Source organism: Nostoc sp. CALU 1950 (assembly GCF_051172895.1).
GTDB classification, from domain to species: domain Bacteria; phylum Cyanobacteriota; class Cyanobacteriia; order Cyanobacteriales; family Nostocaceae; genus Nostoc; species Nostoc edaphicum_A.
This window is the reverse complement of record NZ_JBDNJQ010000024.1, coordinates 19,952-45,959: the sequence shown is the minus strand read 5'-3', so window position 1 is coordinate 45,959 and position 26,008 is coordinate 19,952. Positions and strand designations below refer to the sequence as shown.

Sequence of the window (26,008 nt, the reverse complement as noted above, 5' to 3'; positions counted from 1 at the left end):
TTAAGTTGCACATCGCGTAAATTAGCAAACTACAGAAACATATATCAGAACTTTCTCTGTATATTTGTGTAACCTCCCTCCAAAAAGCTAGTTGTTGGGCGTTTATAATTTGTGGTTTGATTTTAAGAGCCGTGGGGAGAACCCAAAATCCAACATCCCAAAATCGCCCATGATTGAAATTGACGGTTCCTACGGAGAGGGAGGCGGACAAGTTCTTCGCACTTCCTTAAGTCTAGCCGCCATCACTGGCGAACCCATACGAATTACAGGCATTCGCGCTGGACGCAAAAAGCCAGGATTAGCAGCACAACACTTAACCGCAGTTCGGGCTGCGGGTAGAATTTGTAATGCCCAACTACGGGGTGATGCCTTGGGTTCAATGCTGCTGGAATTCATCCCAGGTAGTGCCGTGCAAGCTGGAATTTATACCTTTGATGTTAGTAAAGCACAACAAGGTGGTTCTGCGGGTGCGATCGCTCTAGTTTTACAGACAATTCTCTTACCTTTAGCACTAGCATCTGGTAATTCCCAGGTAACACTAAAGGGTGGAACTCACGTTAACTTTAGCCCGACAGTGACGTACATTGAGCAAGTTTATCTGCCCATACTGCAACGCATGGGAGTAGAAGCCCAAGTCAAGCTAGGCGCTTGGGGTTGGTATCCCCAAGGTGGGGGTGAGGTACAGTTGCAGGTTGATGGCGGTGGTAAACTCGGTGGGATCAACTTGTTGGAACGGGGAGAGTTACAACGGGTGCGAGGACTAGCAGTGGTGACAGAATTGCCCTCCCATATTCCCCAACGGATGGCAAATCGTGCCGAAAATTTGTTACGGGAAGCCAATTTGAAAGTTACTGTACAGACTTTGCGAGAAAGAGGTGTGGCACCAGGGGCAGGTATTTTCCTAACTGCTGAATATCAGAACAGCTTGACTGGCTTTGGTGGATTTGGGCGATTACGGTTGTCGGCAGAAACAGTTGCAGAGATTGCTTGTCATCAGCTGCTTGAGTTTCATCACACCGGCGCAGCAGTAGATGAACATTTAGCAGATCAGTTATTATTACCAGCTGCTTTAGCATCACAGGAAAGTCAGTATCGGGTGGCTGAGGTAAGTAGACATTTGACGACGAATGCAGCGGTAATTGAACAATTTGGGCTGGCACAAATCACGGTAGACGAAGCTGAGAAAATCGTGTCTGTGATGTCTTTAAATAGATGAAATGATGAAAACATTTTGCTTTCAGTTGACACCCATAAACAATTTTCTCTACAACAGATGTGGTTTACTATTGTAGTTTACCAACTTATACAACTTCCCCCAACTTAGTTGTTACCAATTTATACCAATTCAATTAATGATTGCAACACATCCTTGGGTAAAGACGCGATTCATCGCGTCTCTACAGATGGTCTATTTTTCGCATTCTTTTTTCAAAATCGCACCAACTTTAAATCACACTTTGCCATTCTAATATGCTCAGGTGTTTAGCTAGTTCATCCCGTAGAGTTTCGTCTTTGTGAGAGTAAGAAAAGAAAAGCTTTAACGATTCCTCTGGCATTTTTGGTCTAAGAGGTTGTTTGAAAAGTCCTCTTGTCGGTATCAAAAGTTTTAGATCCCCCTAAATCCCCCTTAAAAAGGGGGACTTTGACTCCAGTTCCCCCTTTTTTAAGGGGGGTTAGGGGGGATCAAAAGTGCCTAAAGTTACAGAGAGAAACTTTTCAAACATCCTCTAAGCCGTCCAAAATGTTGGATGATTTCTACAACATGTTGCGTAATCCTCAAAAAATTAATTACCCAATTTGTAACGCACAGGATGCACGGATTGAGACTTTAGATGGGAAGAAAATACTTGTAATCCGTGTCCCAGAAGCGCCACGTCAAGAACGCCCTGTCTATATCAATGGCAACCCATATAACGGTACTTATGTGAGACGCCACACTGGCGATCATCACTGCACTAAGCCAGAAGTAGACCGGATGATGCGTGAAGCGTCAGATGTCGGTGCAGACTCGGCAATTTTGCCCGGATTTAACTTAAATGATATAGACCAAGATGCATTAACACGATATAGGCGATTAGATCAAACCCTTCACCCTGGCGAACCGCGTAATACCTATGATGATCTCCACTTTCTGACAGCAATAGGCGGTTATGGTCGTGAAAGAGGAACTACAAAGGAGGGCTTGACTGTCGCAGGATTGCTCTTACTGGGAAAGAATGAAGGTATTCGGGAGTGGCGATCACGTCACCTTATCGACTATAGAATGGTACTAACTGAAGATGATCCCGATAAGCGCTGGGATGATCGCGTTCCGTGGGAAGGACATTTGTTTGGTGCTTTTGAGAATATTTATCTCCGGCTAACAACAGGTCTAGCTACGGCCTTTCAGTTGCAGGGAACAACACGAATTGAGGAAAGCCCTGTCCATATTGTGCTACGTGAGGCACTTGTAAACCTTCTTGTCCACGCTGATTATGCTGTACCAGAAGCATCACTTATTGTCCGCACGCCTAGCGGGTTTCTTTTTCGGAACCCTGGAAGTTCTCGTATTTCTGAATTTGATCTTCTTCATGGTGATCGTTCTGATCCGCGTAACCCTGAATTAGTCCGCATGTTTCGTCTAATTGGATTAGCAGAAGAGGCGGGAACTGGCATCCCAAAAATTATCCGAGCATGGCGTGAATTAGGGTTAGAAATGCCCAAAATTGATGCCGGAACAGAACGATATGAATTTACATTGCAGCTTCGTCAGGCTCACTTGCTTTCTGCTGAAGATCGTCGTTGGCTAAAGAATTTGAGTTCACGGTGGAATGAAGCAGAGCAATTAGCCTTGGTTCATGCCAAACACCACGGCTATGTTGATAATGCAACACTAACTAGATTAACTGGTCAGCATCCAGCTGACATTTCTAAGGTACTCGTTGGTCTTCGTAATCGACAGTTCTTACAAATGGTTAGCGGAGGGCGTTACGCTTGTTACGAGTTAAGTTCACAGGTGATATCTGGAACTCGAATACCTGCAAATACTATTATATTGCCTAGCAAACAAGAAACTATTCCAATAAATATTTGGAATGACCTGATGCAACTGGGTACAGTTATCCGGGATCATCCTCGAGTGAATCGCCTAACATTAGAAACAGTCATAGTACAAATATGTGCATTAGCTCCACTAGGAGTTAATGATCTTGAAACTCTTTTACAACGTAAAAAGCAATATCTTCTAAAAATAATTCGCGCCTTGATTGCGTCAGGTCGTATTAACTACTTCTATCCTCATCAGCCTAATCACCCACGCCAGAAGTATATTGCAACCGAGATAGTTAGTGAACATGCTATTCCACAGTAAACCTTTCTGGACTTCAAGTTAAAGTTGAAGGCTTTCAATTGGATTTGAAAAACCTGCAAGAGTTTGGAAGGCTGTGATTTTTATCAGCTGGTGTTAATCGTTGCTGTGGCGTGTGAAGCAATTATCTCATTCATTGCAACAGCAGAACAGCATAACTTTACCATCACCCTAAAATATCTGACTGTTCAATCTCTATTTTTCTAGATTGCGCTCGCCCATCAGAATTTATTTTTTAACTGTCTTCTTAACTGTCTTATCTGTCATTGCGTTTTCTTGCTGATGGCGAGAAAATACAAACGCGACAGTAAAAAACATTAGACAACAATGCAATTATCTCAATAGACTCTATTCTTCTTTGAGGAAAAAATCATGAGTTCACTCAATCAAAGGCAAAGCTATATGTTAACGCAAGGTCAAGACATTTATCTGTCTGGTAATCCCATTCAAACCGAAAAGTTCTCTATTAAAAAGACCCTACGGGATGGAGGAAAAATCCGTTTTAAAATTCGTTATTCGGCTGAACTACAGGGTTTCTGCCTGTTAGAAGTTTTTCTGATGAGAGCATATAACGGAACACAAACTGCTAGCATGACCATCCCTAATGGTGGTTCGACAGCTAATGTTCAAGAACAAGAGCAAGAATTTAGTATTTGGGAGCCAGGAGATTATTACTTCTTTTTCAAAATGTCTTCCAATAATGGAAAATTTCATATTGAGGATTATCAGCTTTATTGGTCAGCTAATTAATTGTTTTTCATTGGAAATACCAAAATCAGCAGCCCTAAACTAGAGAAAAATAAAGACGGAGATCGTCAGAATTTAGGATTAAAAAAGGCTTTTTATCTGGCTTATAGACCAAAACACTTCACCTCATCACTTAACAATCCGTTCTAAAAAGGTCACCCTCAAGAGAAGTCTGAGCGGAGGAAGTTGCCGCTCTAACTTCTCCTTCCCTTCTCTACGAAAAGCTGCGCTACGGAGACGCTCTTGCTAGCTTGCTTGTATTGTAGGAGTAAGGTGAGCGCGAGAAAAAGAGTATCTGTTAATTTTTTCTCAGGCACGTTTTTGCAATGATTTATATTCAAATTCAGTAACGCCTAGTTGTTTTTTAAAGTAAGCACGGTAGAGTTCGCAACGCGGTAGGATGCGATCGCCTTCATAAGTGATCAACCCTAAGCTTTCGAGCTTATGAGTGTCAATGGGATTCAGAGAAATGCTTTGCTTTGCGGCCACAACTTCAACATATGCCTTTACCAAACTGGGATTTTCTTGCAGAATTGCCCAATGTCGCCATAAATGATAACGATAGATACCACCGTTAGCGATCGCATCCTGTATCAGTTCTTCTAAAGTAATCCCTTGACAGCAGAGATAATACAAAGCAATCCGAATTAGGGCTGGATGTCCCCCCACGAGAGACATTAGTTGCTTAACTTCCTTGTTAGAAGTCCAGTCCAGCCCATGCCGATGAGCTAAATATTTTACTTGATACTCAGTAAATTCTGGTAGACGAATTGGTAATCCGATATTAAATGGGGAGCGGTTGATATCCAAAGAGACATATACTTCTGTAGAGTAAACCACCACTAACCTCAATTTCTGCAAGTTGTTATCTTGTCGTGCTTCCTCATACCAAGAGCGCAACAAACCAAAAAACTCTCGAGCAATTTCAGGATATTCAAAAAAGCGGTCAACCTCATTTAAGACTAAAACCACTGGACTTTTACTCTGGTTGAGCAAATAAGATTGCAAATATACACTGCAACTCAACTTACAGCCTATTTCCTCATCCCAGTTGTCATCTAACTTAGGATCAATGCCTAATTCTGTTGCAATTTGCCAGCAAAGAGAACGCAAAAGCTTGTTTAAGTCTGTCAGACAGCTTGAATCGATTTGGTTGCAATTCACATTCACCGGGCGATAACCTTGCATCTTGGCAAAGGCTAACAGCCTCAGCACTAGAGAAGTTTTACCCATCTCTCTTGGCGCTCGAATCCGGATCACACAGCCTGGTTGAATTATTTCTCGATAGACTAGTTCCTCAATGGGGGGGCGTTCGACATAGAAGGGCGAATCTAAAGCTACGGGGCCATCTGGGTATGACCAAAGATTTTCGAGTAGGTTATGGTGTTGAGTAACAAATGAATCTAAGGATAAAGACGGAGATAACTTTTGTTCTTCTGTGTCTAAACTCAGTGAGAGAGTTTGAGAGTTTTCAGTATGATTCGATTCACTCAGAATTGTATAGTCTTCCCTGCGTAATTCTAAGTTAAAGGCGCTAAAGCATAATTTTAGGGTTTTTTGATCCACGCCTGTATTCAATGACCATAATCGGTTTAGAGTCTTGGTAGAAACATTCATGCGATCGCCTAAATCTTCTAGCGTGAAGCGATGCCCATTATTTTGTACCTTTTCCATCGTCAGAATCGACGCCTGTAAACGCCTCAACCCAGCGATCGTTAGGATAAGTCCTCGTCTTCGCGTGCTCTTAGATTGCTTCATATCGCTAATTATCTATCTATTTTTTTTCTTTACCGTCTTAGCTATATCCTCATTGTTTCATGTTTTCAAACGCTTATTCAACAGTTACTTAACTGTTCCTAAATCACTGTTTAATAAGTAAAAAACTATACATGCCTGTTTCACTATAATTAGACGAGTGGGTATAAACAAACATAACTATAATTGATTGTCATTTTTCCTCCCTCTATGGAAATCCGCTGAGGCTGCTGCATCAAGAGTCTTTTACTACTAGCAAATAAAAAATCACAAGCCTTAATAATCTGATGCACTTTTAAGTTGCATAGTTTAATCGCTAGAAAGATACGGGAACGCAGCGACGCAAAGATGCAATTTGAATGGCAATTAACTTAGTTCACTTTATTTGTACCGATTTATTCAGTGTTACTGAAAGTTATTTCTTATCTGGTATTAATCTGGATTTTACAGTGTAGATGCATATAACAAGGTTGTGACCAAGCTTCTTCGGGGCGAGGGAACAGGAAACGGGGAACAGGAGAAGAATTAGCCCTGAAGATAAAGCTTACAGAGCAATTAAATTTATTTATGAAAAGAAATAAAAATATTTTTTAGAGACGCGTGGCTTGCTTCCCCGTAGGGGTTACGCTATCGGTGACGATTCTCAAGTAATTATCTTTTGTATTCAACACGCAGTAAGGGTGCATAGCTAGCTGTGCACCCTTACTAAAGACGTATATTTTATACAACTCAAAAACGCTACAATCTCTTATCGGGAAGGATAAGCGCGTTACTCAAGTATTAGAGGGGTTAGGTGGTTATACACCAGTGTGCCTACGTGTTACTCATTATTTGGCGAAAAGTTCTTATAGCGATTCTCGACAAGCGTGAAGTACAATTTTGACCTCTCTACTTTTGGGCTACGGTGTACACACAAGTCTTCTAGAGTTGCGGCACAGCCTTTTGATCCCCCCAACCCCCCTTAAAAAAGGGGGCACATAGCTACTCAAAGTCCCCCTTTTTAAGGGGGATTTAGGGGGATCAATACACATTTTGCACCCAGCAAAAAGATGTGTGTACACCGTAGCTCCTTTTAGGAGAGAGACTTTGAATTGTTCTCCCTTCCCGCTTCGGGAAGGGGATTAAGTCTATTTGCATACCTGTACTTCACCGGATTGAAAATGGCTATAGCACTCGCTGCCAATATTTTAGCGTCGAACTTGGTTAGAGATATCTTTGCCTGTTTCTGCTGCACTATCCCCTACATCACGAGCAGTTTTCTGAGCACCCTCTACGTACCCAGAGCCAAATTGTTTAAAGGCTTCTGCTGACTCTTCACCAATCTTCTGAAGTCGTTCACCAGGAGAACCTTCCGTTTCACGAGCTTCTTTATTCCACTCCCCGATTGTTCTCGGTCTTTGAGAATCATCTTGCTGTATCTGTTCACGAACTCTTTCCTTTAAGGCTGTGTTATTTTGCCCAGGAGCAGCATTCGTCGTTAGCATTAGAAAACCAACTAGGACAACAGCCAAAAAACCTTTTATCTGAAGTCCTTTAAGCAAGGTACTGATGTGACTAATCGTCCTAGAAATCAAATTTATCATGCCAAGTAGGTTGCTTTTTGGAGTACAAATAAAGATTAACTATAAAAAACTAATTATCCTTCTAACAAAAGACATATATCAGGAATGAAAAACAAAGGCTTCTTCAATCCTGGGGAAGAGACAACTTACTCTAGCAATCCTAAATCATTCGTGAGAAGTTGAGATGCTTAAAAAACTACAACAAATTAAAGTAATTCTGGCTTATAGAAACTCAGAAAATTTGGGTGATATTGCAATTCTTAAATCTGATTTTTTTGGTGCTAAAGTTTCTCCAACAGTCGCCTCCAAACTTCAACCAGTAGTAGGATACTATCCCACAATTGATTTGAACCAATTAAGCCAATATCCTCAAGGCTCCTTTGGACGAGAATATGCCAATCATCTGCGAGCAAATCAACTAAAACCATTAAATATCAGCCCAGAACTAGAAGACATTGCCAAAAGTAATCTATTTGCTCTGCGATATTTGGTCACCCACGATATTTTTCATGTTTTGCTTGATTTTGACACCACCTACGCCGGAGAAATTGGTGTACTTGCTTTTGCTGCTACACAAAACTACAGCAAATCACTTCACATCGGTTTGTGGTTGGCTAAATTGCTCTATCCTATCCTGGCTCCCCAACAAATAAAAGCGATTTTCGCCAATCTGGTGAAAGGGCGAGAACTAGGTAAGAAAGCTGATTTTCTATTGGGCTACCGCTTTGAAGACCATTGGGAAGAACCAATTGACGATGTGAGAAAACGCTTGAGATTACAATAAATTTCCACAATTAATCCGAAAAAAGGATTTATTTGCTTAATAATAGCGTTCTTAGAAAGCTAGCTCTTTGTTTATAAATCATGCTTGAGATTGCTCCGACTGCTAAATGTAGCACTAAATACATTTTTAATGCTACATTTGGTTTTTAATACAGATACAAGTAAAAAAAACATATATCTTTAGTTGTAAAACTTATCTATCTTCAGACATAGATGCTTGATAGATAGTTTCTAAAGAGCTACTAATAACAATCAATAGTCACACGACTTTTCGGCTAGTACACTGTGGCGGAAGTTTGCCTACCTTTAACAAGTTGCTTAAGCAATTTGTCTGGTTAATTAAAATGCTAGTTGTATATCTGCTGTGCTGTACTAGAGGCGTTGTTTATCTGAATGAGTGGATTTATATCGTAATCCCTAGATATTTGAAGGGCTTGCAGACGACAAACTAATCCACATTTTTCCTTAACACGAGAACTGTTCAGGTTGAAAGCCAAAGGATGAAATACTGGATAACGAAATTAGCAATCTGTATAGTATTACTGTATGGCTTGTTCCTATCAACTGATTATGCAGGAGCAAACCAACTTTCAAATCTTTCAAATATTGGTTTACAGCAACTAAATACACTTCCGGAAGATGAAAACTTAGCAACTGCTGATAATAATCTTGCCGAGATTCAAAAAGAAGATTTTTGCCAATTTAATGGAACTCTTAATAAGATAGATAAACTAGAAGGACTCTTCACACTTTATTGTAGTGAAGATTCGGGCAAGGTTTACTTAGAACTTAAACCAGAGCAACTAAATAAAGACTACCTAGCTATAGTGACATTGGAATCAGGGGTTGGAGAAAGTGGGATTTATAGTGGATTACCTCTTTCTGATTTTATCTTCTACTTCCGACGAGTAAATAATAGATTGCATTTTGTTGTACGTAATGTTAAATTCCGCACAGAAAGTAGAGCAGAACAGCGATCGCTTGCTCGTTCATTTAGCGATTCAGTTCTTTATTCACTCGAAATAGCTACTATTGATCCGAAAAGTAACAATATTTTAATCAACCTGAATGAACTGCTAATGCAGGATTTTCCGGGATTAAGTCCCCTATTGAAATATTCTTTGCAGGCTGATTACCGATTAGACCCACGCAAGTCATATTTTGGCGATGTTAACAGCTTCCCAGAAAACGTGGAGATTGATTCGATTTACGGTTTTTCATCATTAGAAGGATCAAATTTAGTCACCGTACCCGATAGTAGGGCACTCACTCTGAAGGTACACTACAGTTTTTCTCAGCTTAGAGAAAACAATGGTTATATTCCCAGACTTGCCGATGACAGAGTAGGATATTTTATTACTGCTTTCCAAGATTTCTCTAACAATAATCCTCATGAATCATTTGTACGTTACATCAATCGCTGGCATCTAGAACCATCTGACCCTAATGCCGCCTTATCTCCACCCAAAAAACCAATTGTGTATTGGATTGAAAATGCTGTGCCCCTAGAGTACCGCGATGCGATTCGTGAAGGCGTTTTGATGTGGAACAAAGCATTTGAAAAAGCCGGATTTCAAAATGCCATTGAAGTGCAGCAAATGCCAGATGATGCTGATTGGCAGCCAGCAGATGTACATTACAACACTATTCGCTGGTTCAATTCTTTGGATGCAGGTTTTGCCAGAGGGCCGATGCGCGTCAACCCATTCACGGGGGAAATATTGGATGCAGATATCATTGTGGATGCCAATATGGTGCGTTTAATTCAGCAAGAATATCACGCACTAATGGAAGCAAATTCATCACTGAAGACAAACCCATGTCAAGAAAAAGCAAGAGGACACGAGGACGTGGGGAAACTCCTGGATAGATTCTCCACTTTCTCTTCCCCTGCTTTCTTTTCCTCCTCTGAATTCTGCTATGGCATGGAATCCTCAGATCAAGCAGTTATGGGGGCGCTGGCGTTGTCAATTTTGCCCAACACTACGCCCAGTAGTGAAACGATGAAAGAATATGTGCATCAATATTTGCGTTCTCTCATCGCTCACGAAGTGGGACACACTCTGGGTTTGCGCCACAACTTTCATGGCAGCACCATGTTAGCGCCCGAAGAATTAAATAATACTGAAATCACTCACACTAAAGGTTTAGTTGGTTCGGTGATGGATTATCTACCTGTGAATATAGCACCACAGGGAGTAAAGCAAGGTGACTATTTCCCAGGAGTTGTTGGCCCTTATGACGAATGGGCAATTGAATATGGTTATAAAATATCTCCATCAACAACACTTGAGGCAATTATTCCAGAATCAGAAAAAAGTTTTTTAGAGCAGATTGCATTGGCGTCGCCTCAACCAGAATTATCTTACGCAACTGATGAAGATATCTGGGACATCAATCCTTTGGCAAATGTCTGGGACATGAGTAGTGATGTGCTACTTTATTCGCAGTGGCAAATGGATAATGCTCGTTTTATGTGGCAGCGCCTAGACAAGGGTTATCTATCGAAAGGAGAAAGCTATAGCAACCTGCGCCTGAAATTCAATAGAGTACTTAAATATTATTTTCGGAACGCCTCCTTGCTTTCTAAATACATTGGTGGACAATCGTTTCGGCGTCTCCATGCTAGTGATGATGCTGCTTGGGCATTTGTACCAGTTTCACTTTTAAAACAACGCCAAGCATTGACAAAATTACAAGAGTATGTGTTTGCAGAGGATGCTTTCAGCTTTTCACCAGAATTGCTTAATCAACTGGCACCGTCGCGTTGGGAACACTGGGGTAGTTCTGCACCTTATAACCGCCTTGATTATCCAATTCACGATCGCATTCTGAGTTTTCAAAGTGCCATACTGCGATCGCTATTAGACAGCGATCGCCTGAATCGTTTACAAGATATAGAATTAAAAACTCTGCCTGGGGAAGCACTTTCTCTTCCAGAACTGTTAGATACTCTGCAAACAGGCATCTGGGCAGAAGTTTTCGCCCCCGGAGAACCAAAGCCAATTTCTAGCATTCGTCGTTCATTGCAACGGGAATATCTAAATATTTTGCTACAAATGATGTTGGGTACTACTAATACACCCGAAGATGGTCGGACATTGGCTTGGTATGAATTGCGCCAACTGCAAAAAGTCATTGATGTCAGACTCAAACAACTTGGTGAGCAGCGCGTTGATGGGATTCCCACCCTTGGAGCGGCTGCAAACCCAGACGATCAAAGCCTTGATATTTACACCTTAGCTCACTTAGAAGCTTCTGGCGATCGCATTACTAAAGCATTAAACGCGCAGTTACTTTCTAGGTAGTCATTTGTCATTGGTCATTTGTCATTTGTCTCCCTCATTCCCCTCGTCTTCCCCAGTCCCCAGTCCCCAATCCCCAGTCCCCAGTTACCCAAGATACCGTTGCAATAGACCAATAAAAACTTCTGGTATTTCCAAATGAGGTAATATTCCGGCATCTGCGATCGCACAAAAATCTCGAATTGCTCTTGGATTTAAATTTGCCAAGCGTTTTCCTAATTTGATGTTGGTAAATTGTGCCTTTTCTCCCCAAAAAATTACCGTGGGAATTGTCAGTTGCTTAATATATAAACTCAGGTCAAAGTAAAGATCGCCCCGCAAAAATGCCAAGGCGGCAAATTTGGCATTAGGCTGTTGTGCTGAGGTTAAATAAGCCTGTACAGTCTCTTGAGATAGTCGTTGTGACTTAGCAAACAGAAAACTTTGTAAAAAATTTCGGACTGCAATTTCATTTTCAGCACCAAGGATGTAGATAAAACTGTCCAACAGAGGCGCATTAATTACCGAAAGCGGAAGTCTGCGTCCAGCACCCTGTCCAAAATCATCAAATCCAGAGGGGGACACCAAAAATAATCCTTTGAACAAATTGGGTTGAACGATCGCTAGGCGGATAGCAAAAGCGGCTGTGAGAGACGAAGCTACCACCGTCACTGGCTGGCGACAAGTTTGGATAATAAACTCTGCGATCGTGCTGAGATAATCCCTAATTTTATAATCCCGGACTGGATGAGCCGATTCTCCCCAGCCGATTAAATCGGGGGCTAAAATGCGGTAATTAGACGCAAAAGCCGGGTAAACTTTAGACCATTCATAAGCAGATGCTCCACCACCAAAGTTATGGAGAAATAGTAGTGGGGGTAAATCTTCAGTATCAGCGATAGTCCAAGGTGCATTCGTTTGGGTATAGTAAACCATTGCCCCCAAGGATGTATGGATGACTTTATGTCCAAAGCCAGGAGGTTGAAACTGAAGCATAAAATTAAAAAGTTTAGTTTAGTTTAATTTGCATACAGTCAAACTAATTCAGGAGTCAGAATACATCTGTCTGAATAGTTCAAGAATCAAGAGAACATTTGATGAATCAATATATAGCAGAATTCAGAAGTCAGAATTCAGAAGTCAGAATAGGCTAAACCTTAGCTATCCGCTAACAGGAGTCAGAATGGGCTACGCCTTATTCATAATTTACCCTTACTTTTTGTCGGCATCTCCTGTGATTTGAACAAGTTGATGGAGGTTATTACCACTGATTTGATAGGCTCCGCCAAAACCAACTACAAAACGGCCTTCACTCGGAGTTAGCTGGAAAATTCGAAAGTCAGACAAGCCGCGCAAAACCTCAATAATTTGACCAAACCGCCCTTGAAATTGCTCAACAATTTGATTCCACTTGTCAGTTTCACGCTCTATTAAAGTTGCTGTACAATCAAAACTCAAACGACGACGCGCAAAAATTAGATTACTCTTAGCTTCATCCTCAATAAACAAGACACTAACATGAGGATTCGCATAGATATTTTTGGTATGAGTCGAAAGACCGCTGACGTAAATGTAGATATTCTTGGAGTCATCCATTACAAAGGGAGCATAACTAGCATTGGGTATTGCTTGGGCGCTCACGGTGCTAATGATTACACTCTCAAATGCTTCAGGAAACTTTTCGTACTCAGCTTGAATGTTTTCAAGTTGACTCATAAGTAAATTATCGCTTGATTAGGAACACATAATTAAGTATCTTAACGTGATTGAGCGATGTCTATGATGAGCTACGCCTACGCATGGAATGCCCAAAAATAAAAGCGATCGCTTCTTTTGACTCAAGAGCGATCGCTAATTTTTCGATTTTTAGAATACAGCTTAAGCAGCAACAGGTTCCAACAATTTAATGTCAGAGAAGATAAATTCCTGAGTAGAAAATTGTCCTGCTGTCTCGGTGCGAATCTCCCGACGATTTAGGATGAAATAGTCACCAACTTTTTCATACTCATCAATAAATTCGCTTCTACCGCCCTTTTGTTCCCCAGTTTTGGGGTCATGGTAAACAGAGTCATAACGGTGGGACAGGTAGCCTTCCCCAGTGTCGTGACTGCTGAAGGTGTCAATAGTCACAAAAGTACCGTGGATTAGACGGTGAACATGACATACTTCATTATTGCGGACTTTGTATTTATCGCCCTCAGCCTTACCGCCCATTAAAAGCTCAACCGCACCAGTTTCGTCAGTTTTGCCATAGCTAAAGGTATTGGCGCTGTGAGTGTCTTCAAAGCTGCGGCGGACGCGGTGAATTGCTATCTCCCATGCTTGTCCATGAATTGCTTTCTGGGCTGCTTCGTCATCTACATCCAAAACTTCGGCTTTTAAATTGGCACTGATGATAACTTTGCCTGTAAACACTTTGTCATCATGCTTAAAAGTAATATTTGCGGTATAACCGGGGAAATTCTTGTCCCAAGTATAGCGGTTCTCATAAGCAGCCCGGAAAAGTTCCTGAGCAGAGAGTTGTGTAACTGTCATGTGCTTCTCCTAGTCGCTACTGTAATTAGCGTTTTAGTTTCCTTGGTATTAGCATAGAAGTAATTGTTGAGGCTTGGATAGTCCCCAACTGGGTACACTTATGGCTAATTCTCTCCACGTCGTATTTCATGCGATCGCCAATGTCCAGAATGAGCAAGAGTTAAGGCTAGCTCTCACGGATAAAATTAGCGAGCATTTTGGCGTGCAAAATTGGGGTATTTATCTTCTAGATGAGCAGCCAACCACTGAGATTAATATTCCAGGCATTCCGGCAGTATGCTTAGAGAGCAATCCAGTGGGACGCTACGTGGTTGAACGTCATGCTCCCGCTCATGAGCAGTTATTATTATCACCAGGAGATTGGAAGCATTTTTGCTCACGCTCGGATCACGAACATGTAATGACTGGGCCAATTGTTTACGATGGTCGTCTTGTGGGAACGCTTAACTTGGCTCGTGATCAGGGAAATCCCGCATTTAATGGCAACGATTTAGCTGATCTGAGTGCTTTATGCATTCATTTGTCAGCAAAAATGGCAACTCTACGGTCAAAACCCAAAATATCTAATTCGCTTTTAGTAAGTCCTTTAACAGCGCGTGAGTTAGAAATTGCCGAGTTGGTGGCGCAGGGGTTAACGAATGCGGAAATTGGGGAAAAACTTTGGATTACGCAAAATTCCGTCAAACAAGCTTTAAAGAGGATGTTTCGGAAATTGAAGGTTTCGGCACGTGCAGAAATGGTAGCAAAGTTACAAGATATACAAGTTTCTTGAAGGAGACAGGAAACAGAGGGCAGAAAGCAGAAGATAAGAATTATGAATGAAAACTTACTTTAATTCTGGAGTTTATACCCAGTTTAAAAGAATAATTGTATTGAGTAGAGTGCAGCGACATACAAAGCCTCCTGCCTTCTGCCTCCTGCCTTCTGTTATAAAGACTCTAACTGATGATAATCTAAGATTGTTGAACCAAATTAAATAAAAACTTTTGTTTTTGACAGTTTTCTTTTTTGGACAATAGTAATATAAATCGTAAATAAAGTCTTTAACAATTAAGACTTGGTTATGATTTAAGTAAGTTCTTAGAACTTAGTTAGTTTTTTAACAGGAGAAGTAGGGTGCTTAACAACCTTCATCAGTTATTATCTCCCCGTCAGTGGGGAATTTCCCTTGCGGGCTTAGGCTTACTTCTCGGTTTCGGCTGTATAGCCAAGCAGACTCAAGTAGTATCAGTTAAAGATTCTCCATTATCATCGGCTCAGATTCAGAAAAGCTCATCATCGGCTCAGATTCAGAAAACCTCTGAAAACTCTCTTTTGTCGCAGCTTAGAAAAGTTCGGGAGCAGAGAAGTCAACTGAATGCGGCTTCTGGAGGTGGAAAAACAGTACCTACAATCACAGCATTGGTTCCCGATACTCAAGGAACTACAAAAGGCGCAGGAGTTTTACCAAAAGCAAATTTTCCTGTACAAGATGGGATTTACCTCTATGGTCAATCCCCAAAAGCAAACCAGCTCGGTCAAGGTTATATCATTTTTCAAAAGCAGCAAGGCAAGGTAACAGGTGCTTTGTATATGCCCGAATCAGAATTTAATTGTTTTCAGGGTACAATCAACCCATCAGGAGAGTTGGCGATGACGGTTAATAGTTCGTCAAATGAAGCTAACTCTAATCAATCGAATCAGGTAGCTACAAGCAATAAACTGCCCAACGTGAGTGAGAATGAGTATAACTCTTATGATTACTCCGTGGCTCTGCAAGACTTTCATCGGTTAAATTCTATCACTGCTAGCGATCGCCGCACGTTGCAAATGTGCAAATAATCTCCAACATCTTGATGATGAATGATGAATTTTTGACAAAAACCTTAAATTGTACAGTTCCCTGCTAAAGCCCTGACTCTAAGTGAAGTCCTGGATCTGCCAGAGACAGAACCCGCCAGTGAATACATTGATGGGCGTATCATCCGAAAACAGATGCCATAAGGAGAACACAGCCCAATTCAGAGCAGTGAGTGTGCTAACCGCAGTCGTACTTGGGGAAAGTGTTGCAGATATTCCCCAATTTGGGGCAAGTCTGCTTCTTCCACAACCCTTGCTGTCTTCTCATCCACAGGCTGAAAGATGCTCCAACCTTCAAATTTACTAGGCTTTGGGCTGAAGGTGTAGATCATCCCAACTACCCATGTGCGAACTCGTCCACTTTGACGCAGGGCGCAAGGAATTGGGTGGTATATAACTGTGCTTCTGCGATCGCAATTTCGTTGATTAGCTTACGGATATCAGACATAATTATCTCTGTTTACGCATAATTACTCAAGATTATTGCCTGTTATTTAGTATATAAAAAAACATCTAATTTCAGTCAAGAACTATTTTTATTGGGTGAAACAATGTTTTTGCATTTTGCATATATTGGAATGTGCTTGTTATCGATTGTGATATCTTTCTATGTGAAAGCAAAAGTTGAGAACTTTCTAGAAAAAAATACAGCGATCGCAAATGAAAAATCGCTAGAAGATTATAAAAATCTCGTGCGTTTTAATATGTATGGAGCACTCGCTCAAATAGTTTTATTAATTGGTGCATTTGGTAGTGGTATTGCTTATATTCTTAATCAAGGTTCCACAGGAATATTTTCATTATTTCTCTTAGGGTTTGCTGTTAGTGTTATGAAACAGGTAAGCCAGGTTGAGGAGAAAGTACGTACTCTGACTTGTACAACTGCTGAATTAGAGCGTCAATACACAGAAATTTCCCATATTTGGAAGAAAAAAGCTTTTCCTGATTTCTAAATTTTATGACGGTATGAATGTAGCACAGTCGCTTTGGCTTTATTCCATGTTGCCATGAACAAGGCGAACGCCAAGTTTGACAGCTTTTTCAGATGGGTAGCCACGACGATGTTTACTCGATGGTTCAAAAGCAGAAATCGTCGGAATCTTCCGGCTCGATGTTGAAAGACTTAATCTTCTTCATCGTTCTCACCTCCATATTGAAATGAAATAAGATCACCTCGTGCAAGTCGAAAAAGCTGTTGATTCACACACAGGATTTGAACCTGTAATTGCTTGATCTTCAGTCAAATGCCTGTACCATTCGGCTAGTATGTAAGCTTGTCCAGTTAGGGCACGAAGTGAAAATTTTAGTTTTGAGAAAGTTGATTTAAAATAAATCGAATTTCCTTCTTGTTACATTGCTGTTTCGTGACAGCGTAAATTATTTGACCTCTATACATTGCGGCAGAACGATAAATTATACCTTTGACAACATCCATCACATAATGAGTTGGTGGTGGTGGAAAATCTTCAAAGGTAATTAAATACCAAATCTCGTTTATCTTCTGGTATTGATGATAATCATCAATGATGACAATATCAGTTTCTTTCTGCTTTTGCTGCTGTTTTCGAGGCACTTTTTCGGCTGCACAAAGAATTCCAGTTTCAGGATGAATATAGAAGCGATCGCGATGGTTTGAATCTAGCTGAATTCGATACCCTCGGTAAGGCTTGCTGTAAAAACCACCATCAATTATTTCTACATGCCGTTCAACATAGTCCCACACATGATCGATAACATGCTGTCCGGCCATTGTTTTGGGATCTAATCGTTGACACAGTTGGCTGTAAACGTCATTCCAAGGCTGTCCAACTTGCGATCGCAAAAACCGCCGCAAGGGGCCGAGATGATCTGAAAGATACTTGGATTTGTTTATTGGTTTAATCAGGTAGGAATTCAACAATCCATCCTGACTTGCTTCCTCGGTGAGTTTGTATAATTGCTTCTTAAAGCCAGTCACCTTTTTAAGACTGATTCTCCTCCCACCGCGAGGACGCTCAATCACAATCTCGCTCAAACGATGTTCGCTCATATCTCACGTTGTTTAAATGCAGTTGTACTAATTGAGTTGTGATTAAACATGAGTTGGCTAACATCATTGAACTCACCTCTTTATTAGGTAAAGGTTATAGACAAATACAATGTCACTTAACTTCAATCGAAGTAGATTATAGTGGAGCCGTCGGGAATTGAACCCGAATCCTGCAACCGTCCGTTTGTTGGTTTCAGAGCAGTCGAACACCAATCGCGGCCCCAAAAGTGGGCACTACCGAAAGAAGCTGCTAAACTAATCCCCAAAAAGTAGCATCTAGGCAATTATCAAGGCTGCGAGAGGTTTTAGTTTTGCCTTTTGAGGAGGCTTTTATCTTTATATTACATTTGTAGTGTATAGCTTACATAATGTCAAGTGGATACTACAAATTTTTTAGGCATATTTTATTTTGTAAAGGGAAGAAGAATCTCTTCCCCTTGCTCCTTATACCGTTTCTTTTTGAAGATGCGCCTAGAGGATTTACCCAAAACTCTGCTGTAGGGGCAATTCATGAATTGCCCCTACAAACCGTATTACCCACACCCTATTTCATGATCAATGATTGCGATCTACGCACTCGTTGAACTATTTTTACTCAAAGCTTCTGCTTTCATTTTTGCATTCACTTTGGGATATTTGCTTAGGACAGGAGTGCTTAAATCTTTATTTTCCGAAGATGATGTTGAAATCAACGAATTAGAGCTAATTTCTTCTGGTTGTGGATCTAAGAGTGTTTTTCCTTCCCACGAGTAATTGCATATTTTACTATGAAGTAGTGTGCCAAATATGACATTAATGACAAAGGCCAATGAATCTACAAAGATTATGTCTATAGCCCGATTAATCATGAGTCCCTCCTTGAGCTGATGAAAGCATCAAGTGATGTTGGAATTTGAATTTGACTACACAAGATGCAATGCTTGTTCCAGAAATCTCCCGAAATACTTGTAACTTAGCTTTGGTAGTCTGATTAGATATAAAAAAGGGAAAAGTGATGATTAGGGATTAGCTTCTGCTAATTATCTAGCACTTTTGGTTTAAAATCGAACTATTACTCTGATTTGATACGACTATTATATAAATTTGTTAAACAATATCTAATGAAAAAAGTCATGAATATGACCATGACTTTAGCCACATTTTCTGGATTTAGCTAGTTATTAGTGATTGGTAAACTCTGGAAAACTTTCATTACCCCATCTAATTAATATGATCTGCAAATTAACATATTTCTCCCATCATTGGCAGTAAAAAAAATTAACACTTCCTTCTTTACTCGGTAAATTCCAGATAGCTGGTTAATGAATAATTGGCTATTCCTAAACAGCTTTATTAGTCTAAAACCCAGGAATAGAGCTTTTTATAAGCCCGCTATTGCACCTGAATATTTAGCCACATTTTTGGTTGAAACACTTAAATCGACAGTTGTAGCCGTAGTCATACAGGTTAGGACAGTGTTGATTGCTCAAAGTCTTGAAAAAACTGGGTTTTTACTCAGTATTTAGCTTTAGCTATACATTCACTCCCACTATGAGTAAGGGTGGGTTCCTCCTGCCTTGTCTACGACACGCTCTTGCGTCCGACCTCCTGAAAACACCTACAACTGATAAGAAGCCGTCAAAGCCACCGCTAAAGCATCCGCAGCATCATCAGGCTTGGGAATCTCATCTAAATCCAACTCCCGCGCCACCGCTTCTTGCACTTCCGACTTATCGGCATTGCCATATCCCGTTAAAGCTTGTTTAATTTGAGCAGGAGTAAATTCTACATAGGGAAGACGACGCTGACCCAACACCAAAATGACTATACCCCGCGCCTGTGCAACCAGGATTGTACTTGACATACGATAGAAGAATAGTTTCTCGATCGCAACCAAATCCGGTTGAAATTCCTCCATCACAGTGTGTAAATCATCGAATAAGGTACATAGGCGCTGTCCCATTTCTACATCTGCCGATGTTTTAATTACTCCAAAATCCAGCATATTTACTGTAGTCTCTTGCACCTTTTTGGGATTTTGTATGCAGCTAATTGCCCCAAATCCTAAAATTGCTAGTCCTGGATCTAACCCTAAAATTCGTTTTTCCATCAAATTCACTTTTACCAAACCAGGCTATTGTTTAACTAGGAATGCTGGCAATCTTGACCACTTGCTCTTAAGTCTAATGGGATTGACAAATATAATAGTTTCACGCCTAGGGTTTTAAACCAAGTGGTGTACATTTTCTGTTAATTATTATTTGTAGCACTGCTCCGAATCAGGTATGTCAATTGGTTTTCTCAGACAAGCCCTCAACGCCCTGCAAAAGCAGTCGCGTTCTCGTACTTCCTATCGGGTTAACCAGTGGTTCAAATGGTTATCCCCTGGACTATCGGTAAAACGTTGGTTGTTGATCAGTGTTGGGGGTGTACTGCTGGCGAGTTTGGGGTTAGCGATTTGGATTAAGTTGACCCCAATTTTTTGGATGTTCGAGTTAGTTAGGGGTTTCCTGGGAGTAATCACCAATCTTTTACCCAACTATATCAGCGGCCCTTTAGTGCTGCTTGGCGGTTTGCTGTTAGTGCTTTGGGGGCAAACTCGCACCGTAGGCTCAATTACTAAGGTACTAAGAGCAGAAGGTGGCGAGGAACTCATTGATGTCTTGATGGCTCATCGTCGATTGTACCGAGGCCCGAAAATAGTAGTAATTGGTGGTGGAACAGGACTTTCTACATTATTGAGGGGACTGAAAACCTACAGCGCTAATATTACTGCGATTGTAACTGTAGCCGATGATGGTGGATCTTCTGGACGATTGCGGCAAGAATTTGGCGTCTTACCACCAGGGGATATTCGCAATTGTTTGGCTGCACTAGCAGATGAAGAAAAGTTATTAACAGAATTGTTTCAATACCGTTTTCGGGCTGGAGATGGGTTAACGGGTCACAGTTTTGGCAATTTGTTTTTAACGGCAATGAGTGATATTACTGGAGATTTAGAACAAGCAGTTGCAGCCAGTTCTAAAGTGCTAGCGGTGCGGGGACAAGTACTACCAGCTACTCTCAGTGATGTTCGCCTCTGGGCAGAATTAGCAGATGGTCGTCGTATTGACGGAGAGTCTAGCATTCCCAAAGCGGGCGGTAAAATTGTCAAAATTGGCTGCATTCCAGCTAATCCTCCGGCGGTGCCAGCAGCTATTAAGGCACTTAAAGAAGCTGATTACATTATCATTGGGCCAGGTAGCCTTTATACAAGCCTGATTCCTAATTTACTAGTACCAGAAATTGCCGATGCGATCGCTCAAACAGATGCCCCCCGTATTTATATCTGCAATATAATGACTCAACCAGGAGAAACTGAAGGCTACACTGTTGCCGATCACATTAGAGCAATTGATGCTGCTTGTGGAGAAAGGCGGCTATTCGATGCTGTACTAATACACAAAAAATCGCCCTCAGAGCAATCACTCATCCGCTACGCTCAACAAAACTCCCATCCTGTTTTCCTCGATAGAGAAGCCGTAATTCAGCTAGGGCGAAGAATTGTTCCAGCTAATGTTTTGTATGAAGATGAAACGGGTTTTGTACGTCACAATCCCCAGAAACTAGCACAAGTGTTATTGCGGTGGTACGGTAGAGGCCATCACGGAAAATGAAAATTAGTCAAATGACCAATGACTAATGACCAATGACTAATGACCAATGACTAATTATGAAAACTTTTCTTGCAGATACAGAGGCGACGCTACGCTTAGGTATTACTCTTGGTGAATCCCTGACCCCTGGCACTGTAATTCTACTAGAAGGTGATTTAGGCGCTGGTAAAACTACCCTAGTTCAAGGCATTGGCAAAGGTTTGGGAATTACTGAACCCATTGTTAGTCCAACTTTCACGCTAATTAATGAGTATACAGAAGGACGCCTCCCCCTTTACCACCTGGATTTATATCGTTTAGAACCACAAGAAGTTGCAGCCCTGAATTTAGAAATTTACTGGGAAGGTGTTGAAGTCATACCAGGAATTGTGGCAGTTGAATGGGCGGAACGATTGCCTTACAAGCCAGATAGTTATCTAAGCGTAAGTTTGACTTATGAGCATGGAGGCACTCGTCAAGTCGAACTAATACCATTCAATTGTGCCATTAGCAAAGTCATTGCCGCGATTTAATTTTTTGATCGCAACACTAAAAAATTTCTGCAAATAGTTGAGGGATAATTCCACACTCGTCCTATCTGCCACTACCACGCTCACCACTATAAGTCACTAACATTGTTATCTCAACCCAAAAATCTCAAATCGACTTTTCTTCAATCTAAAATTGGCAGTCAGCAAAGCCGACGCCGGTTACTATAAATTTGGGAAAGTTTGCAACGCACTGGCTCACTTTAAAAAGGGAGGCTATTTTCCCATTCACCCCCTTAAAAAGGGAGTCAATCCAGGGGGGAATCTTATCCGAATAGTATTGAACCTACAGCAATTCTTAACTAAACGGGATATATATTCAGGATTAGCATCTAGTAGCTTTCTTGCTGTAATAAGCAGTTAAAAACTGATTTAGATGATTGGTGTACGAATCAAGCAAGTGTAAATAAACTGTTGTTGGGTTAAATGAGAGTTTTTACAGAATTTAGTCAGCTTGGTTAAACCAGATTATTTCCCTACTGTCATTTGGAGAAGCAATCTGGATTATTTAGCAGCGAAAGCTAGCAGAAAAAAGTGAAACAATAATCAATTCTGTATAAGTCCTCTAACTTACCTTACACTTAGTATTCCCAAGTTAGGTTGACAATCTATACAAAAAATAAACTAGTTTATAAATCTGTAAAACTAATTTTAATAATTTTAACTAGCAACAAATTTTTATATTCACATCTGTAATTAGCACTGATGTTAAGAACATATCAACTAAAACATCTCGTATTTTTACGATAATTTCTGTAAAAATACGAGATGTTTTCTTCTAAATTAATTAACGTTAATATGCCTACGTGGATGCACTAGTTATCTCTAATGAAAGAGGCAATCGCTTTTTTGATCGGAGAACCAGAATCGTCTCTGGTATAGTACGTAAGACCTTGATCAATAAATGCAGAGGTAGTATCTATTAACTGCTGAAGAATTTCGGAATTAGTGTTATCTATTTCTTCACTGACTTTTTCTCCTGTAAATCGATTTTTTCGATCTTCTGGAGGTAATACAATGCGAGGATCTTTATAAGTCTCTTTTGGCTTGGGTTTAAATGTCTCATTTAAGTCAAACTGAAGACGTAAATAACGTTTAGAATCATATCCACCCATGATTTGTCGGCAAATCGTACTATCAATCTCAGATGTAGGTTCCATAAAGATGTTAGTCAGATTTTTTACCCAGTCTAAGCCTCTCCATTTGCTTATTTGGTTATATTGATATGGTTCACCAGTTTGACCTGTACCAATAGAAAGGATAGAAATATCTTCCAATCGCAGATTATCTAGCTTATATTTTTGCTTAATTGTTGGAGAGACTGAAGACTGACTAATCCTCATAACTAGACTCAAAGCTGCGAGAGCCGGGTTATTAGCAGAAATCCCTCCATCAATATGTGGGAATTCCCAATCACCAAATTTTTGTTTATCTACAGGCTCTAATTTATATGGTGGAAAAAAAGTGGGCGCTGAGGCAGAAGCGGTACATATTTCCCATAAACAACAGTCGTCGTACCATCTATCTCCTAAATCGGGATGACAATTTGTAAAAAAGGTTGTGTTCCGATATAGCGTATCGTAAGCAAGAATCAAAATAATGGGGTTTTCAATATCCTTTATTCTTGTAGATTTGTAGGCATCTTTGAGGACATTAGTAATTCCATCATGAGAATATTTAGATTCGGAAAATACATCAATAATTGATTTGATGATGGACGGAAAGTTTTTGTAGCGATCTTTTCTATCCGGTGGAAATATATCTTTACCCCGATCTCTATAAAGTTTAATTAGCTCATCACTCCCCTTTCCGACAGCAATCCCTCCGGCTAATATTGAACCGGTAGAAGTGCCAGAAATCAGGTCAAAGTATTCGTGTAAGAAGTTTCCTTTCCCCTGATTTCTAATTTCTTGTTCTACTTGTTGAAGTATTCGTGCTGCAACGATTCCACGAATACCGCCACCGTCTAAAGCCAAAATTTTGAAGGACATAGCAATTCTCCTTGATTATTGAAGATTTGACTTGAGACACTTATAAATAAATTCAGGGTTTCAAGTTGCAATTTTTGATACAGCGACAAGTCAATACCCTTTGGTTAAAAGGGTAAAGGAGGAAAACACAAGGATTTTCATCTTTTAGCTTTAACCAAACCGCATTGGTCTAGTCTTGACTCTGGATAGATGAAAATCTTGCCCGTTCAAGTATGGCTTTGATGTATATTTCTTTGTCTACTACGTAAGCTTAAATAAATATTTGCTACAAGAAAGTTAAAGCTTGACCCCGCACTTGCGTATTTACCTGGCCTTTGTCATAAACAATCTCACCGCCGACTATGGTGGTTTTAGCCCAGCCAGTGAGGTTCCAGCCTTCAAAGGGACTCCAATGGCATTTGGTTAAAAGTTCTTCACGCTGGACTGGGCGATATGTGTTTAAATCTACAAGCACTAAATCGGCGTCGTAACCAGGTGCGATCGCTCCCTTATTGGGAATACCATAAGCTACAGCCACATTCTTAGACATCCAGTTCACAACTTGAGCAACAGTACACTTACCCTCCATCGCCGCAGTTAACATCAACGCGAGGGAAGTTTCCACCCCAGGCATTCCCGAAGGACTGTTGGGGTATTCTTGAGCTTTTTCTTCTAAGGTGTGGGGGGCGTGATCTGTAGCGATGAAATCAATCACGCCATCGCGCAAAGCTTGCCAGAGAACTTCGTTATCGTGGGGCGATCGCAAAGGTGGATTCATCTGTGCTAAGGTACCAATCTGCTGATATGCACTGGTATTTAACAACAAATGCTGTGGCGTTACCTCTGCTGTTACCCAACTAGGTTTTTGCTGACGCAGTAACTCTGCTTCTTCGGCAGTTGACATGTGCAGAATATGCAACCGACGTTGATATTTTTGAGAAAGTTTCAATGCTAGTTGAGTTGCCAACAGCGCCGCTTGATTATCTTGAATTTGGGAGTGAATGGCTGGATCGTGAATGTTGGCAAATTCTTGGCGGCGTTGGTTAATTCTAGCTTGGTCTTCGGCATGAACGGCAATCAAGCGATCGCCTTTGGCAAATATCGCAGAGAGTGCTATTTCACCATCAACTAGCAATTGACCATGCATCGACCCCATGAAAATCTTAATTCCTGGTGTTGGCTTTGCTAAAAGCAAATCTGGGAGATTCTCTGGTGTTGCCCCAATAAAAAACCCATAATTAACCAAGCACTTTTGTGAGGCACGTTCTAGCTTGTCATCTAAAGCCTGCTGTGTCGTTGTCAGGGGACGTGTATTGGGCATTTCCAAAAAGGAAGTGACTCCCCCTTTAGCACAAGCACAACTGGCGGTGAATAAATCTTCCTTGTATTCTAGTCCAGGTTCCCGGAAATGTACCTGCGGATCAATAACTCCTGGCAACAAAGTTAACCCTTCTGCGTCAACTTCAGTGGCTAGTGATATTTCGGAGATTTCTGGCGCAACTTCGACTATTTGGCGATCGCGCGTCAACACGTCCCCAATCATCAGTTCACCATTGGGTAAGATTATGCGAGCGCGGCGAATCAGTAAACTTTTTGGAGATGACATAGGATTAATAAAGTTTAAACAGGGAGCTATGTATTACAGAGAACTATGCTTTTAGGTTAAACTTATTCGCGATCGGAGTAACCAATTTTTGCCGCACGTTAAAAAAAAGTTTATTTTTAATTTATGAAGAACCCCGTCAATCAATTTTGGATTTTGGATTGACCGTATCCTGGAAAGGATGAGGCTTGAGTATTTTACATTGGTTTCGCCCACCAGAGGCGAGTCATGACCTAGAAAAAACACTCTAATCCCAAATCTAAAATCCCCAATCTAAAATTGGTAGTCAAGATGCAAACATGAATAGGAAATTAAAATTTTCCCGTTAAGATTAACAGATAAAGTTTCACTAGGCGAGTTAATTACCTACATTTTTCGTTCAGTTCAGTAATT

General features: G+C 40.8%; 20 protein-coding genes, 1 tRNA gene and 2 pseudogenes. 11 read left to right on the top strand and 12 right to left on the bottom strand.

Annotation, left to right across the window (positions count from 1 at the left end):
* Positions 1 to 169: 169 nt before the first annotated feature.
* From rtcA to ABF638_RS09580, 3 genes are all read left to right on the top strand, one after another.
* Positions 170 to 1,216: an RNA 3'-terminal phosphate cyclase gene (gene rtcA, locus ABF638_RS09590; protein ID WP_435022298.1), complete on the top strand. Its 1,047-nt coding sequence runs from the start codon at positions 170 to 172 to the stop codon at positions 1,214 to 1,216.
* Between the two features lie 525 nt (positions 1,217 to 1,741).
* Entirely contained in the window at positions 1,742 to 3,349 is a 1,608-nt protein-coding gene (locus tag ABF638_RS09585) for an ATP-binding protein (RefSeq protein WP_435022296.1), read from the top strand.
* Between the two features lie 369 nt (positions 3,350 to 3,718).
* Entirely contained in the window at positions 3,719 to 4,096 is a 378-nt protein-coding gene (locus ABF638_RS09580) for a hypothetical protein (RefSeq protein ID WP_435022294.1), read from the top strand.
* A gap of 306 nt (positions 4,097 to 4,402) precedes the next feature.
* Here the strand turns inward: ABF638_RS09580 and ABF638_RS09575 are convergent, their stop codons facing one another.
* Together ABF638_RS09575 and ABF638_RS09570 are read right to left on the bottom strand one after the other, a co-directional pair.
* Positions 4,403 to 5,851, bottom strand: a complete 1,449-nt coding sequence (locus tag ABF638_RS09575) for an AAA-like domain-containing protein (RefSeq protein ID WP_435022292.1) — start codon at positions 5,849 to 5,851, stop codon at positions 4,403 to 4,405.
* A 1,184-nt stretch (positions 5,852 to 7,035) separates the two neighbouring features.
* Entirely contained in the window at positions 7,036 to 7,431 is a 396-nt protein-coding gene (locus ABF638_RS09570; protein ID WP_181930996.1) for a hypothetical protein, read from the bottom strand.
* A gap of 163 nt (positions 7,432 to 7,594) precedes the next feature.
* Here ABF638_RS09570 and ABF638_RS09565 point away from each other — a divergent pair, with 163 nt between their 5' ends.
* Positions 7,595 to 8,194: a Coq4 family protein gene (locus ABF638_RS09565; protein ID WP_435022290.1), complete on the top strand. Its 600-nt coding sequence runs from the start codon at positions 7,595 to 7,597 to the stop codon at positions 8,192 to 8,194.
* A 499-nt stretch (positions 8,195 to 8,693) separates the two neighbouring features.
* On the top strand, positions 8,694 to 11,501 hold the full coding sequence (locus tag ABF638_RS09560) for a zinc-dependent metalloprotease (protein WP_435022288.1): 2,808 nt from the start codon (positions 8,694 to 8,696) through the stop codon (positions 11,499 to 11,501).
* An 84-nt stretch (positions 11,502 to 11,585) separates the two neighbouring features.
* Here the strand turns inward: ABF638_RS09560 and ABF638_RS09555 are convergent, their stop codons facing one another.
* The 3 genes from ABF638_RS09555 to ABF638_RS09545 form a co-directional block, all read right to left on the bottom strand.
* Positions 11,586 to 12,473 (bottom strand): alpha/beta fold hydrolase, encoded by an 888-nt coding sequence (locus ABF638_RS09555; RefSeq protein WP_435022286.1) that lies wholly within the window; start codon positions 12,471 to 12,473, stop codon positions 11,586 to 11,588.
* A gap of 216 nt (positions 12,474 to 12,689) precedes the next feature.
* Positions 12,690 to 13,193, bottom strand: coding sequence for a HugZ family protein (locus tag ABF638_RS09550; RefSeq protein ID WP_435022284.1), 504 nt, complete (start codon positions 13,191 to 13,193; stop codon positions 12,690 to 12,692).
* 162 nt (positions 13,194 to 13,355) lie between these two features.
* Entirely contained in the window at positions 13,356 to 14,012 is a 657-nt protein-coding gene (locus ABF638_RS09545) for a DUF3386 domain-containing protein (protein WP_435022282.1), read from the bottom strand.
* A 100-nt stretch (positions 14,013 to 14,112) separates the two neighbouring features.
* On the opposite strand from ABF638_RS09545, the gene ABF638_RS09540 reads away from it, so the two are divergent.
* The 3 genes and pseudogenes from ABF638_RS09540 to ABF638_RS09530 all read left to right on the top strand — a co-directional run.
* Entirely contained in the window at positions 14,113 to 14,784 is a 672-nt protein-coding gene (locus ABF638_RS09540; protein ID WP_435022280.1) for a LuxR C-terminal-related transcriptional regulator, read from the top strand.
* Between the two features lie 344 nt (positions 14,785 to 15,128).
* Positions 15,129 to 15,833: a hypothetical protein gene (locus tag ABF638_RS09535; protein ID WP_435022278.1), complete on the top strand. Its 705-nt coding sequence runs from the start codon at positions 15,129 to 15,131 to the stop codon at positions 15,831 to 15,833.
* Between the two features lie 48 nt (positions 15,834 to 15,881).
* A pseudogene (locus tag ABF638_RS09530) lies at positions 15,882 to 15,992 on the top strand (Uma2 family endonuclease); the annotation flags it as partial.
* Between the two features lie 26 nt (positions 15,993 to 16,018).
* On the opposite strand, the pseudogene ABF638_RS09525 reads toward ABF638_RS09530, so the two are convergent.
* Positions 16,019 to 16,299, bottom strand: a pseudogene (locus tag ABF638_RS09525) (hypothetical protein); the annotation flags it as partial.
* A gap of 163 nt (positions 16,300 to 16,462) precedes the next feature.
* Between ABF638_RS09525 and ABF638_RS09520 the strand changes: the two are divergent.
* Positions 16,463 to 16,804, top strand: a complete 342-nt coding sequence (locus ABF638_RS09520; protein WP_435022276.1) for a hypothetical protein — start codon at positions 16,463 to 16,465, stop codon at positions 16,802 to 16,804.
* A 248-nt stretch (positions 16,805 to 17,052) separates the two neighbouring features.
* Here ABF638_RS09520 and ABF638_RS09515 read toward each other — a convergent pair.
* The 4 genes from ABF638_RS09515 to ruvC all read right to left on the bottom strand — a co-directional run bounded on the left by ABF638_RS09515 (position 17,053) and on the right by ruvC (position 19,969).
* Positions 17,053 to 17,122: transfer RNA gene (locus tag ABF638_RS09515), tRNA-Phe, on the bottom strand.
* A 32-nt stretch (positions 17,123 to 17,154) separates the two neighbouring features.
* Positions 17,155 to 17,880 carry a hypothetical protein gene (locus ABF638_RS09510; protein WP_435022274.1) on the bottom strand — a complete coding sequence of 242 codons (726 nt, stop codon included), beginning with the start codon at positions 17,878 to 17,880 and terminating at the stop codon, positions 17,155 to 17,157.
* A 569-nt stretch (positions 17,881 to 18,449) separates the two neighbouring features.
* Entirely contained in the window at positions 18,450 to 18,728 is a 279-nt protein-coding gene (locus ABF638_RS09505; protein ID WP_181931005.1) for a hypothetical protein, read from the bottom strand.
* Between the two features lie 749 nt (positions 18,729 to 19,477).
* On the bottom strand, positions 19,478 to 19,969 hold the full coding sequence (ruvC, locus tag ABF638_RS09500) for a crossover junction endodeoxyribonuclease RuvC (RefSeq protein ID WP_435022272.1): 492 nt from the start codon (positions 19,967 to 19,969) through the stop codon (positions 19,478 to 19,480).
* A gap of 175 nt (positions 19,970 to 20,144) precedes the next feature.
* On the opposite strand from ruvC, the gene ABF638_RS09495 reads away from it, so the two are divergent.
* Both ABF638_RS09495 and tsaE read left to right on the top strand, forming a co-directional pair.
* Entirely contained in the window at positions 20,145 to 21,515 is a 1,371-nt protein-coding gene (locus ABF638_RS09495; RefSeq protein WP_435022270.1) for a gluconeogenesis factor YvcK family protein, read from the top strand.
* A gap of 56 nt (positions 21,516 to 21,571) precedes the next feature.
* Positions 21,572 to 22,027, top strand: coding sequence for a tRNA (adenosine(37)-N6)-threonylcarbamoyltransferase complex ATPase subunit type 1 TsaE (gene tsaE, locus ABF638_RS09490; protein WP_181931013.1), 456 nt, complete (start codon positions 21,572 to 21,574; stop codon positions 22,025 to 22,027).
* Positions 22,028 to 22,857: 830 nt separating this feature from the next.
* Here the strand turns inward: tsaE and ABF638_RS09485 are convergent.
* Positions 22,858 to 24,033: a patatin-like phospholipase family protein gene (locus tag ABF638_RS09485; RefSeq protein WP_435022268.1), complete on the bottom strand. Its 1,176-nt coding sequence runs from the start codon at positions 24,031 to 24,033 to the stop codon at positions 22,858 to 22,860.
* Between the two features lie 265 nt (positions 24,034 to 24,298).
* Complete coding sequence (locus tag ABF638_RS09480) at positions 24,299 to 25,618, bottom strand: dihydroorotase (RefSeq protein WP_435022266.1); 1,320 nt, start codon at positions 25,616 to 25,618, stop codon at positions 24,299 to 24,301.
* Positions 25,619 to 26,008: the final 390 nt, after the last annotated feature.